The 12,045-nt window shown below is 64.9% G+C and carries 13 protein-coding genes; 8 read left to right on the forward strand and 5 right to left on the reverse strand.

The window, feature by feature from the left end; translation table 11 throughout:
* Positions 1-235: 235 nt before the first annotated feature.
* Entirely contained in the window at positions 236-451 is a 216-nt protein-coding gene (locus tag ACYVF3_RS07890) for a hypothetical protein (protein ID WP_461153524.1), read from the reverse strand.
* Between the two features lie 200 nt (positions 452-651).
* Between ACYVF3_RS07890 and ku the strand changes: the two genes are divergently transcribed.
* Positions 652-1,452, forward strand: a complete 801-nt coding sequence (gene ku, locus ACYVF3_RS07895; protein ID WP_461153525.1) for a non-homologous end joining protein Ku — start codon at positions 652-654, stop codon at positions 1,450-1,452.
* 460 nt (positions 1,453-1,912) lie between these two features.
* On the opposite strand, the gene ACYVF3_RS07900 is transcribed toward ku, so the two are convergent.
* On the reverse strand, positions 1,913-2,095 hold the full coding sequence (locus ACYVF3_RS07900) for a MerR family DNA-binding transcriptional regulator (protein ID WP_461153526.1): 183 nt from the start codon (positions 2,093-2,095) through the stop codon (positions 1,913-1,915).
* Positions 2,096-2,678: 583 nt separating this feature from the next.
* On the opposite strand from ACYVF3_RS07900, the gene ACYVF3_RS07905 reads away from it, so the two are divergent.
* Positions 2,679-3,572 carry a phosphotransferase enzyme family protein gene (locus ACYVF3_RS07905; RefSeq protein WP_461153831.1) on the forward strand — a complete coding sequence of 298 codons (894 nt, stop codon included), beginning with the start codon at positions 2,679-2,681 and terminating at the stop codon, positions 3,570-3,572.
* Here the strand turns inward: ACYVF3_RS07905 and ACYVF3_RS07910 are convergent.
* Positions 3,569-5,215, reverse strand: coding sequence for a pentapeptide repeat-containing protein (locus ACYVF3_RS07910; RefSeq protein ID WP_461153527.1), 1,647 nt, complete (start codon positions 5,213-5,215; stop codon positions 3,569-3,571). The two genes, ACYVF3_RS07905 and ACYVF3_RS07910, sit on opposite strands and share 4 nt — an antisense overlap.
* Positions 5,216-5,337: 122 nt before the next feature.
* Positions 5,338-6,705, reverse strand: a complete 1,368-nt coding sequence (locus ACYVF3_RS07915) for a hypothetical protein (RefSeq protein ID WP_461153528.1) — start codon at positions 6,703-6,705, stop codon at positions 5,338-5,340.
* A gap of 210 nt (positions 6,706-6,915) precedes the next feature.
* Between ACYVF3_RS07915 and ACYVF3_RS07920 the strand changes: the two genes are divergently transcribed.
* The gene (locus ACYVF3_RS07920) at positions 6,916-7,116 is read left to right on the forward strand and encodes a hypothetical protein (protein ID WP_461153529.1); all 201 of its coding nucleotides are present in this window, start codon (positions 6,916-6,918) and stop codon (positions 7,114-7,116) included.
* 26 nt (positions 7,117-7,142) lie between these two features.
* Here ACYVF3_RS07920 and ACYVF3_RS07925 read toward each other — a convergent pair whose 3' ends face one another.
* On the reverse strand, positions 7,143-7,529 hold the full coding sequence (locus tag ACYVF3_RS07925) for a winged helix-turn-helix domain-containing protein (protein ID WP_461153530.1): 387 nt from the start codon (positions 7,527-7,529) through the stop codon (positions 7,143-7,145).
* Positions 7,530-7,632: 103 nt separating this feature from the next.
* Between ACYVF3_RS07925 and ACYVF3_RS07930 the strand changes: the two genes are divergently transcribed.
* From ACYVF3_RS07930 to ACYVF3_RS07950, 5 genes are all read left to right on the forward strand, one after another.
* The gene (locus tag ACYVF3_RS07930; RefSeq protein WP_461153531.1) at positions 7,633-7,893 is read left to right on the forward strand and encodes a hypothetical protein; all 261 of its coding nucleotides are present in this window, start codon (positions 7,633-7,635) and stop codon (positions 7,891-7,893) included.
* The gene (locus tag ACYVF3_RS07935; protein ID WP_461153532.1) at positions 7,890-8,426 is read left to right on the forward strand and encodes a hypothetical protein; all 537 of its coding nucleotides are present in this window, start codon (positions 7,890-7,892) and stop codon (positions 8,424-8,426) included. The genes ACYVF3_RS07930 and ACYVF3_RS07935 overlap by 4 nt, the downstream gene beginning before the upstream one ends.
* A gap of 121 nt (positions 8,427-8,547) precedes the next feature.
* Positions 8,548-8,832 (forward strand): hypothetical protein, encoded by a 285-nt coding sequence (locus ACYVF3_RS07940; protein ID WP_461153533.1) that lies wholly within the window; start codon positions 8,548-8,550, stop codon positions 8,830-8,832.
* Positions 8,829-9,668, forward strand: coding sequence for an ABC transporter permease (locus ACYVF3_RS07945; protein WP_461153534.1), 840 nt, complete (start codon positions 8,829-8,831; stop codon positions 9,666-9,668). Before ACYVF3_RS07940 ends, ACYVF3_RS07945 begins: the two co-directional genes overlap by 4 nt.
* Positions 9,665-11,881 (forward strand): cell division protein FtsK, encoded by a 2,217-nt coding sequence (locus ACYVF3_RS07950; RefSeq protein WP_461153535.1) that lies wholly within the window; start codon positions 9,665-9,667, stop codon positions 11,879-11,881. The genes ACYVF3_RS07945 and ACYVF3_RS07950 overlap by 4 nt, the downstream gene beginning before the upstream one ends.
* The last annotated feature ends 164 nt before the right edge of the window (positions 11,882-12,045 follow it).

The following is a 12,045-nucleotide window of genomic DNA, read 5'->3' on the forward strand; positions in this document are numbered from 1 at the left end:
GGGTCCGCAAAAGCCCTCAGGGCGGGCTGTGGCAGTGGCAGGTGTCGGGCACCGCGGAAGGGCATCCGTCCGTTTCTCTTGAGCACAGGTGAGTGCTCAAGAGATCGGATGCTGCTGGCTGCACGCAGGCGAGCCCGTTCGATTTCGTTCACGCAGCCATCGTCCTGCAGTGGTGTTCTCCCGAACGAGTTACCCAGCTGCTGTGAGGGCGCTGCTCGGGAACCTGCGCGAGGAACTATGAGCGGTCATGCCCTCCGCGCTTTCCGGCGAGCCCCGGTTTCGACGGGAAACTGTAAGTCTGCGCGCGGTCCTCCGAGGCCAGAGCGAGTGTTGCGTGCACCTGGGCGAGCATGAGGTCGCGCTGCACTGTCTCGTCGTAGCCGATCCTTTTTTCGACCCTTGCCAGGTAGCTCTCGGCGGCCTCTCGATGCTGGTCACTGCTTCTGGCCATGACGCCCTCCCCGGTGAAAATCGTTTGGGCCTGCCTGGGGGCGGGTCATCGTCGATGTCAGTGGACTGATGGGTGGCCAGCGACCTGACCGTCCTTCCGCCCGCCCAGGCAGGCGGGGTTCAGTGTCGGTGGATGGCGTCGGGGCGTTAAGGGGCGAAAGGCCTTGGGCGGGCGTTGCCGGCTGGGCGCAGGCTGGCGCTATGAGAACGCTGTGGAACGGTGTGATCAGTTTCGGGATGGTGGCGATCCCGGTCGGGTTGGCGGCGGCGACGGAGTCGCGCTCGATCAGCTTCCGGCAGGTCCACCGAACCGACGGGGCACGGGTGCGCCACGAGCGTGTCTGCACCGCGGAGGACCGCCGGGTGCCGTGGGAGGAGATCGCCAAGGGCTACGAGTTCCCCGACGGCCGCATGGTCGTGCTGTTCGAGGACGAGCTGGCGGAGTTGCCGCTGCCCAGCGCGCACACCATCGAGGTGGCCGAGTTCGTCCCGGCCGACGCGGTGGATCCGATCCTGTTCGACCGCTCGTACTTCCTGCAGCCGCACCAGGTCGCACTCGGCGCCTACAGCCTGCTGCGCGACGCCATGACTGACACTGGTCACGTCGGGCTCGGTCGGGTGGCGATCCGGACCCGCGAACGGTTAGCTCTGCTGCGGCCCTACGACCCCGGGATCAGCCTGGTGACGCTGTTGTGGCCGGATGAGGTGCGGGAACCGGATTTCGGATGGCTCACCGACCAGGCTCCGCAGCCCCGCGAGCAGGAACAGCGGATGGCAGAACAGCTGGTGCTGTCGCTCTCGAACGCGACCTTCGACCCCACCGCCTACCGGGACCACTCACGCGAGGCCCTGCAGATGCTGATCGATGCCAAGCTCACCAACCGCCAGCTCGCCGTTCCGAAGCCCCGCACGCAGGAAGCTGCGGACCTTGCGGAAGCGCTGCGGGTCAGCCTCGACCAAGCTCGTCAGGCGCGTACCGCTGAGCAGCGTGAAACCGGGTGAAGGCAGAAGGGGCGAGCGGACTATGAAGCGCCCCGCGTCGCCTTGGTCAGGTGGTGCGGGGCGCTGTCGTGTTCGCCGTCGGTACTTCCCCTACCTCGGTGAACGAGTGTGCTGTCGTGGCACACATCGGCAATACTAGACCACGTGTTCGAAGGCGTTCAAGCTCATCCACCCGCACGGCGGGGTGACGACAGGGAACGGCGCCCGCCGGTCCCTGTGCGAGTGGATCTCTCCGCAGTGTTCGCCATCCGACCTGCAGAGTCTGGCTCAGTATTGCCCGAAGGCTGGGACATGACCGCGATCGTTGAAGGTGAACTGGTCGCCTGGCGACGAGACACCGGCGGCCGCTGGTGGGGAGAGGTTCGCATCCGAATTCAACGAGGCGTGATGCCTGGAGCTGGCGGCGTACGGCACGTGTGGTGGGTACCCGCTCACGCCCTGACTCCCCGGTAAAGCCCGGCTAGTTCTCGCCCTGTTGAGCCCTTAGCTGTTCGAGCACGTCTTCCCAGGTCCATCGGTGGTGTCCGCTGGGCAGGGTCACGGCCGGCTTGAGCTTTCCTTCACGGACATAGCGGGCGAGCGTGCTCGGGTTGATTCCGAGACGCTTCGCGACCTGACCTGACGTGAGTAGCTCGTCTGCCACGAATCGGACCGTATGCGTCCCTTCGAGTGAACGCTCATCATCTGCCATGCATGCACTGATCAGGCTCTATACTCGCGTCCGCCACGAATAACGCGATTACCACGGTTGTCCGATTTGGGGTGGACGAGGTGGAGCTTGAAGTTGTTCTGATCGACCAGCGGGAGTGGTACGTCTGCCCAGTCAGAGGGGAGCGGTGTGGACGAGTCTTGGTGAGTCTCGGCTCGATGGGCCTGGATGCGCTCGATTGGCATGTGCGCAGCGCGCACCGTCTGGCGCTCCCGATACACCAGGCTTCGGTCTGCGCGGAGGGGGCGAAGCCGTCGGCTCTGGCCGCAAGCGAGAAGGGTGCGAGCGGGTAACCGAGGATCTACCACGGGGTCCGCCGACCTGCATCGCCTCGCGTGAAAGCGGAGCCCCAATGCGGAGAAGCTGGTTCTAAGCCGTCCACGACGCTATTAGCCGTCCATGAGAACGCTTGTAAGAACACGATGGCTTCCTGGCATGTGGAAGCCTCGTATGTCGCCTAGGCAGCCATGCGACCTGCCCGTAGCCTGCTGGGCGAGCCGAGGAGGAGCAGCGCTTGATGGAGAACGCGACGTTTACGCCGCAGACCACCCGACAAGTTCTGGAGACCGCCTGCGAGGACGCTGGCGTCGACTGCACTGGCGCTGAGCTAGTGCGGATGGGCGAGAACGCGATGTTCCGCCTCACCTCCGCTCCAATCATTGCGCGTGTGGGGCGGTCGATCACGGCCGGCCGTAAAGAGGCGCGGATTGCTACCTGGCTCGCCTCACACCAGTTCCCCGCAGCTCAGCTTGCGCCGACCGACCGCGAGTTCGTTACGGTTGGGGATCTCGTCGTGACGTTCTGGGAGTTCATCGAAGAGAGCGACGAGCCGGTCAGCTCCGGCGAGCTGGGCGAGGTGCTGCGGCGCTTGCACTCCATCCCGGAGCCTTCTGACCTCGCATTGCCGTTCTTCGAGCCCATGCCGAAGGTTGAAAGCCGCCTCAAGGCAATCGGTGGTGTCCTCTCCGAGGATGAACGTGGCTTCCTCAGCGGTCGGAAGGATGAGCTCGACGAGCAGTTCGCCGGCCTGAACTTCCGACTGGGGTTCGGGCCGGTGCACGGCGATTTCCACAAGGCCAACCTGATGCGCGACCGAAACGGCACGGTCAAGGTCATTGATTTCGAGGACTTCTGCTGGGGCCCGCGCGAGTGGGACGCCAGCGTGGAGGCCGTGCGCTATCGCGCTCTCGGTTGGGTTAGCGACGATGAATATGCCGCGTATGTCAAGGCGTACGGCTTCGACCCGCTTGAGTGGGAGGGGTTTCAGGTAATTCGAGCGATCAGAGAGCTCAACATGACCACTTGGCTAGCTCAGCAGCTCGGACAGTCCTCTGAAATCGACAATGAGGTTCACAAACGGATCAGAGATCTCCACGATCCCGAACGCCCACGACAGTGGCGGACTTTCTAACTCTCAACTGCCTTTTCGGGCGCGCGACGAAGACGCGCCAACTGCGCCCAGCTACTCTCTCGGCCATCGTTGCGATCTACGTCATTCACCGTCCACCCAGCCGGCCACGTGGATTCAGATTTCTCTTCTATCTCGGTGAATCGCACCCAGGTACGTTCGAAAATGGGTTGCTCATCGAACAGGACCTTGCCGAGCTGTGTTCGGCTATAGAACTGCACACCGCTAAACAAGGCCTGGCCGTGGAACCGAGCATTGCCAAAACTGGCAAAATGGAATTTCGCATTATCGAATATCGCGCCCTTGTAGAACTGTGCACCGTCGAATAAGGGTTGGTTGAACTGCGTAAGTCGGAACGAGGCGTGGCCGTGGAACTCTGTACCTTCGAACGAGGCGCTGCGGTGGAACTGCGCATTGTCGAACGGAGTGCCGTAGTGGAACTGTGCAACCCCAAAAAAGGCGAGGTGGTGGAATTGCACATTGGTAAACGTCGTTGCATCGTTGAACTGCACACCATCGATCCAGGCGCTGTGATGGAACTGTGCATCGTCGAACGAGGTATAGCCGTGGAACTGTGCCATGCTAAAGAAGGCGGCGTCCTGGAACTGCGCTCCACTAAACAAAGCGTCACCATGAAACTGAGAAAAGGCGAAATCGGCACTGCGCACTTCACAGTCCGAAAAATCCCACTCGTGCAGGCTGGCGCCGGCTAGGTCGATGTCCATGTCCGGCCAGAAACTGGGATTTTTGGGATTTCCATCTTCGCCTCTATTTGGCCGAAGATGCTGTGCGAGTAGGCGTTGCGCTGTGAGGCGGACTTGATGCTCTTGTTGTTGCTGCGCAGACAAGTCCGGTGCTAGCGATTTCAGCGCGGCGAGCGGTGCTGAAGCCAGGTCGAGTACTAGCGGTTGCGGTGATTTTTCGAGGCGCTGGGGCGTGTCGCCGTCCTTCTGATGATCCGGCGCAGTCATGGAGGGTGACCCGTTCTCGCCCATGCTTGTCTCAGGCATACGTAGGTAAGCACAGAGGAGATTGATGATCGTCTTTCTTAGGTTCCCGTTTCTCTCGCCCAACCGTGAGAGGGCGTACATCCCGGCCATGCGTACTGGTGCCTTGTCGGACGCGAGCTGTTCTGCAGCGGCGGTATATAGCTCGGTCGCGCGGCGCTCGTCTGCATCGTGACGGTTGATGTCGGCCACTCGGTCTCTTTGCAGGAGGTCCAACTCGCTCACTCGCTGCCTCCGGGCGGCTAGTAATAGTGCGGCTACACTGCCGGTCCCGACGACGACGCTGGCTGCGAGTTTGATGGCTTCGAGTCTGATCCTGTTCTGCTCGATCGTCTTTGCGTCGCCGCTTCCGTACGTGGTGACCAGCCACCAGGTCGCAAGTAGCCCGATCGCCACGAGGCCTGCCATGCCGACCCAAATCGCCCATTCAGGCATCTCCCGCAAGAGCGGTTTCGCCTCGTCGTCGGAGTCCGCTACCTGTGTCGGTCGCCTAAGTGTGGCAACGGTCGAACCGGTGATGCCCGCCAGGGCAATGGCGACGAGGCCGGTCAAAAGCATCCGCCACTGAGCCAGCATGAAGCTTCCAACAGCGTCGTAGACCGGCTGCGGGATCCAGATCAGGACGGCGCCGAGTGCCATGCCGGCCCCGAGCCACACTCGCCAACCGACACGGCCACGCCCGCGTGCGTTCGAGCTCAACACACGGTGATGATCACATTCGGCACCGTGTGCGCGGGCTGATTTCTGTGAATTCGAGGGCCTTACTCCAGCGTGCTGGCGTGCGACTCGAACTCAGCGACCACTGGTGAGTCGGAGTGCTGACGTAGGCGTTGCCGGAACTCGTCGAGGTAGGAGTTGACGCGGTAGGACTTCAGGCCGGCGGCGGTGTCGACGACTTCGCGGGCGACGGTGACGGCCTGCTCGACCTCGTTGGCCTGGAGGTATGACGTGGCGAGCACGGTGCGGCAGAAGGAGAGGCTGCGGACGTACAGGCTTTCAGAGACCTCAATGGACTTGGCCGCGTGCTCGGTAGCGAGATCGGGTTTGTCGAGGTCACGGAAGCAGTGGGCAAACTCGGCGTTGAGCTCGGCGACGTCGAAGTACCTGATCCACTCCGGATCGTCGTCGGGGTTGCTGGAGCTGAGCCACTTCTCCGCTTCCAGCATCGCTGCGGTCGCTTCTTGCTCGTTGCCCTGTGAAGAGAGCGCGCGAGCCTCCATCGAATGGAAGAGTGCCATCGCCGTAGGCGTGGCCTGCCCGCGTGCGCCCTGAGCTGCACCGCGAGCGAGGTGTACGGCCTGCTCGTAATAGCCGAGGAAGTTGGCTTGGTGACTCATGCCAGCGAGAATGCGGCCGGCCAATGCTCGGTCACCGCCAGCCTTGGCCAGGCGGAACGCCTGATGAAGGTACCGCTGCGCGAGGGCATGCTGGCCGGTGTCGTAGCAGGTCCATCCCGCCAACCTGGTAAGCGCTGCGACCTCCTGGAAGTACCGTCGTCCCAGTTCAGTGTGCGGTTGCACGTGCGGCAGCAACGGGAGCACTTCGCTTTCCAAGTACTGCGCGACCAGGGGCTTAGGCCGTCCCCCGCCGTAGCGGTAGTCGTAGTTGGCGAACATCGCTGTCGCGTCTTTCACGGCCTGGACGTCGAACTCGCTGATAGGCCGTGGTTCCACGGGCGTTGACTTCTCGCCATCGCTGCCGAACATCCACTTGACCAGGAGATTGCTCCAGGCTGCCGGGACGACGAGCAGCTTGTCCGCCTGCCCGTTGGGCCGGAGGTCGAACTCCGCAAGGCGCGTCAGCGTGGTTACCGAATCAGACAGGGTCTCCGGGTACTCAAGCGTGTCGTCGACGTTTTCCGCCGGCACTTCCCCGTACCCGACGTCGTCCACGGTGACCGGCCGCCCGAGCGCGTTGGAGAGCACTCTGACCAGCACGTGACACGTGCGGGCCTTGGGGCGACGCGTCTCGCCACGCAGCCACTTGTCGACGTTGGTGTGCGTGGGGGAGATCGGGTCGCCGCCATCGATGTTGCTGAGGTCGGTCATGCGCTTGGCCAGGCCCTTGTTGGTCAGGCCAGACTCGCGCATCAGCGCAGCTAGTCGACGGTTCGGTTCCTTCGCGGCCATGATCACGCCTCCCCGCCGGGTAGTAAAACATGCCAGCGGGCAGGTAGGGGGCACACGAGGCACACGGCATGTGCCCCCAGTGCGCAAATGTGCCCGTACTTGTGCACTGATGTGTCAGCTTCGCGGCGGCGATTCTTGAGTCATGACAACGGAAACGGCGACAGGGAACAGCCGAGTTCTCTGAATGCCGGTTCCACGTAGGAGGAAGTCATGGCTAAGCAGACGATCCCCGGAGTTCAGGCCGGCGGCGGCTTCATGCCGAAGCTCATCGGTGCGGCGATCACGTTCGCGGTACTGGTCCTGGTCGTGAAGCACCCGGCGGATTCGGCGGTCTGGGTCAAGGGAGCGTTCGAGCTCTTCTTGGCCCTGGTCAACGGCCTGGCACAGTTCTTCCAAGGACTGATGGCATGACTGGCCGGCTCGGGGGCCGGCGGTCGCTACTGGCTCTCGTCCAGTTGATCGGTGATGTCCGCCAGGCGCGCTTCGAGGGTCCTAATCGTCGAACTCATCTCCTGCGCAGCTTCACCGAGGCTCGCCAGCTGCGAACGAGTCCGCTTGAGCTCCGCAACGACGTCCATCTGTTCCGAAGCATCCGGGACGTAGGCCCCGGCATTGGGGCGGATCTTCACAACGCCGGCGTCGCGGAGGAACTTCACGGCATTGATGGCAGTGCCCAGGGCGACGCCGTACTCCGCCGCCAGAGTCCGGTAGGGCGGCAGCTGCTCCTTCGGGCCGAATTCGCCGGCGTCGATCCGCCCTCGTAGGGCGTCAGCGACGCGCCGGCTAGCCGGGCGCTTGTCCTCGCGAGCGTCGTTGGCGGGCATGCGATCAGCGTACTCGATGTTCTGAAACATCCGGTTGACAGTGGAACGCCCAGCCCATAAGTTACAGAACATCATCGAAGTTCTAGAACATCCGGAGGTTGAGATGAACTACCCCAACGTCAACTCGCTCGGGCGTGAGCTCGCGTTCTGCGAGGCAGAGCTCGACGAGGTTGGGCAACAGGCGGTGCAGACCTACTGGGAGCAGGTCATCGCCGAGGAGTTGGGCGAGCTGCCGGTCACGCCGTTCGCGTGGTCGGAGCTGGGTTCGGGGGAGCGCACGCGGCTGCGTCGTTACGAGCGTCGCGAGGCCGGCGCTGCGCTGCGGCTGATCACTACCGATGCGGATTCCGGGGAGGCGGCGTGAACGGGCTGATGAATTGGCTGCTGTCCAAGCGGCGGATGTCGTGGTCGATCGAGGACGGTTCTCGGGGTGCCAGGAGGCGGCGTGAGCTGACCTGCCTGGGGCACAAGCCGAGTCGTGGTGAGCAGGTCACTGAGGTGACGGTGCGGTGGACGTGCGAGTGCGGTGCGTTCCGCTTCGAGATCGATGCGCCTCCGCCGCACGTTGATGAGGTCCCGACGGCGGCTTATCTGGAGATGGAGCGCAGGGGCCTTCAGGGGCAGAAGGGTCCGTGGCGTTCCCAGATCACCGGCAAGCCCTTGCAGGTCGAGCCCGCAGCGCCGGCCGAGGAGACGGCCGAGGCGAGCGCGTCGGAGGAGACGCGGCGCGAGCTGCGGTGCGATCGGCAGGCCCGGGAGTACGTCGAGCGGTACGGGCCGTGTGCGGCGCGGGATGAGGCCTATTGGGCCGATCACCGCAACGACGCCTTGATGGCCGAGGCCCTGTCTCGGGCTGCCGAGCGTGTCGACGACGGCGAGAGCACGTGGGCTTTTTGATGCACCCGACCCAGCAGGCCAGTCGCCAAACCAACTGCTGGGCCGGGTCTCCCACCGATCAACAAACCGTAAGGAGATCTCTGATGCTAGCGATCGCCACCAACCCCTCTGGGGGTGTGCGATGAAGACCCTGCTGATGAGCGCGCTGTACCTGCTGATCAAGCTGTTTGTCCTCGTGGTGCTGCCACTGGTGTTGCTGGCTGTGGCCGGCCTGTTGCGGGTCACCGTCGTGACCGTCCTGCCGCTGGTCGTGCTCTTCGCCCTCGCGGTGGCTTCCGGGATTGCCCGCACCTTCGGCGTGGGGCTGTTCGGTCTGGGTGTGGTGCTGCGCCTGGTCATGGCCATCGTCGATCGGCTGGGCTCGTGGGTTCCGGCTCCGCGACTTCCTGTGGGGGTGGGCCGATGACCACCGCGAAGAGTGCCTATCCGGTACCGGTCGCTGATCTGCTGCCGCAGGCCCGCCAGCTGGTCGCTGACCTGGGGCGCACGCCGAGCCGCAACCAGCTGATGGCGGAGATGCGGATCGGGGCGCCGAAGGCTCGCGAGCTCCTGTCCCGCCTCGCCGAGGAGACCCCCGGCAAGGCTGCCAACCCGGCCGGTCTGCACGTCGTCACCGAACCCGCCCCGACCACCGAAACCCACGACGCCGAACCCACCAGGACCGAGATCGAGTCCGCCGAGGTGGAACCGGTCGCCGAGTCTGATCAGGGTTCGGCGGAGCAGCCAGAGCCCGAGCGCGAAGACCCATCCGAGCCGATCACGCCCGTCGCAGACCGGGCCAAACCCACTAACGAGCCGCCGTCGAGGCCGGTAGCGGTGTGGCCGGTTATGTTGCTGGCGCTGCCCGCCTTCGTGGCCATCTGGTCCGGCTGGGTCGGACTCGGCCAGCTCACCGGGTTCGGCATCGTCCACCCCCTGCCCGGCATCGCCGATGGGTTCGCGATCAACACCGCGATCACACTCCCGATCGGCGTCGAGACCTACGCGGCCTACGCCCTGCGGGTGTGGCTCTCCGGCCAGGTCCCGGCCAAGGCCCGCAGGTTCGCGAAGTACTCCGCGCTCGGCTCGCTCGCCCTGGGGGCGTTGGGGCAGATCGCGTTCCACCTGATGAAGGCCGCCGGCATGACCTCCGCCCCCTGGCTCATCACCGCGGCTGTGGCCTGCCTGCCCGTGGCCGTGCTCGGCATGGGCGCGGGCCTGGCCCACCTGATCCGCGACAACCACCGGGAGGTGCAGCGATGACCGAACAGCCGCAGACCCCCAAGTCCGACGACAACGAGCACCAGGCGCACGAGGACAGCGAACAGGCGCGGGTGTTGCGCTTTCCCTCCGAACGCCTCAACCCCGACCAGACCCGCGACGAGGGCGAGACGCAGCACCAGGTCATCGACGGCGAAATCGTCGACGACGAGGACGACACCGACCAGGCTCAACGGGTCGACGGGGACCAGTCTGTCAAGGCCGGGTCGAGCCTGATCCGCCACGAGAAGCGGGAACCGGTCCTGCCTGGCTGGGCGAGCAGCGTGGAGGAGTTCCGGGAGACCGCGAAGTGGGCGGTGGGCTACGCCGGCCACACGTTCGCCTTCCACGCGGTGCGGTGCCCGGTCTACCTCGCCCGCATCCTGATCCGCGTTCCACAAGGCACCTTGCGGCTACTGCGTGGGTTTCTGCGGTGGGTGACCGACGCCGAAGGCCGAACCGTTCGCCATGCTGCCGCTGACCGCGCGGACGCCGCCGAATACCTCCGCTTGTCCAGCCAGCGTGATAGCCGGGTGCGGGGACGGGTCTACGCCACCGTGGGCCTGGGCGCGGCCGCGCTGGCTGCGTTCTTCCTCGGTCGGGCCTTTCTGCCGGAGCTGGTGCAGTACGCGATCGTGGCCGGCGCTCTGGGCGCGGTGGGGTGGTTGGGTGCTCCGGCGGATCAGCAGATCGCTTCGCGGGCGGTGGAGGCGACGAAGGTGCCGAAGCTGACCAGCAACGCCGTCGAAATCGCGCTGAACGCCCTGGGCATCTCGGGGATCAACCAGGCCATGGGCAAGGGCGGGGAGGGAATCGGATTCCCCAAGCCCATTTCCCGTGACGGCAAGGGCTGGCGCGCGGATGTGGATCTCCCGCACGGGGTGACAGTCGGGGACATCATGGACCGCCGCGAAAAGCTCGCCTCCGGTCTCCGCCGCCCCCTCGGATGCGTCTGGCCCGAGGCCGACAACTCCGAGCACGCGGCTCGGTTGATCCTGTGGGTGGGGGATCAGGACATGCGCAAGGCCAAGCAGCCTGCGTGGGCGTTGCGCAAGGGCGTCAAGGTCGACCTATTCCAGCCGCAGCCCTTCGGTACCGATCAGCGTGGACGGTGGGTCGATCTGCGGTTGATGTTCACCTCGGTGGCGATCGGGGCGATTCCGCGCATGGGCAAGACCTTCGCCCTGCGCGAGCTGCTGCTCATCGCGGCGTTGGACCCGAGGGCGGAGTTGCACACCTACGACCTCAAGGGCACCGGCGACCTCGACCCCCTGGAGAAGGTCACCCACGCCCACGGCGTCGGCGATGACGACGAGGAGATCGAGAAGGCTATTAGTGACCTGCGGAAACTCCGCGACGAGCTCCGCCGCCGCGCCAAGCTCATCCGGGACCTGGCCAAGCAGGGGTTCGCGCCGGAGAACAAGGTCACCCCTGACCTCGCGGGCAAGACGTCGCTCGGGCTGCATCCGATCGTGATCGGGGTGGATGAGTGCCAGGTGTGGTTCGAGCACCCCGACCACGGAGAGGAATTCGAGGCCATCTGCACCGACCTCGTCAAACGCGGCCCCGCGCTCGGAATCATCATCATGCTCGCCACCCAGCGCCCCGACGCCAAGAGCCTGCCCACTGGCATCTCGGCGAACGTCTCGACGCGGTTCTGCCTGAAGGTGCAGGGCCAGACCGAAAACGACATGGTCCTGGGCACCTCGAAGTACAAGCAGGGCGTCCGAGCGACGACGTTCGCGTGGGCGGACAAGGGCATCGGCTACCTGGTCGGTGAAGGCTCCGACGCCCAAATCGTGCGCACCGTGGCCGGTTTGGATGGTCCGGCCTCGGAGAAGGTCGCTGCCTACGCCCGCACCTTGCGCGAGCAGGCCGGAACGCTGACCGGTCACGCCATCGGCGAGGTGCAGGACGTCGAGGAGTCGGTGTCCAAGAAGGACACGTTGCTTGAAGACATCCTGGCCGTGGTCGGCGAGACCGAGAAGAAGGTCTGGAACGAGCGGGTCATCGCTCGGCTCTACGAGCTCAGGCCGGAGGTCTACGGCACCTATCGCGAGTCGGCCGATCTGACCGCCGCGCTCAAGCGGCACGGCGTCCGGACGGCTCAGGTGTGGGGCACCAGCGAAGGCAAGGGCGCGAGCCGCATCGGCATCACCCGCGCCGACATCGCCGAAGAAGTCGCGGACCGTAACCGCCGTGAGGGCTCCGGCTAGCCCCCTGCGGGGTCTCTAGACCTAGACGACCGGCCTTCTAGGTCTAGAGACCCCGCTAGAACCCCACTCCTGTTCTCACCAGCGCCCTAGCCCCTAGAGGCGCGTGGGCCAGTGCGCCCAAAAACAGCCCTGGAGGCCACCTGTGACCCCCACCGACCCCGCTA

The sequence above is a fragment of the Saccharopolyspora tripterygii genome, from assembly GCF_054778355.1.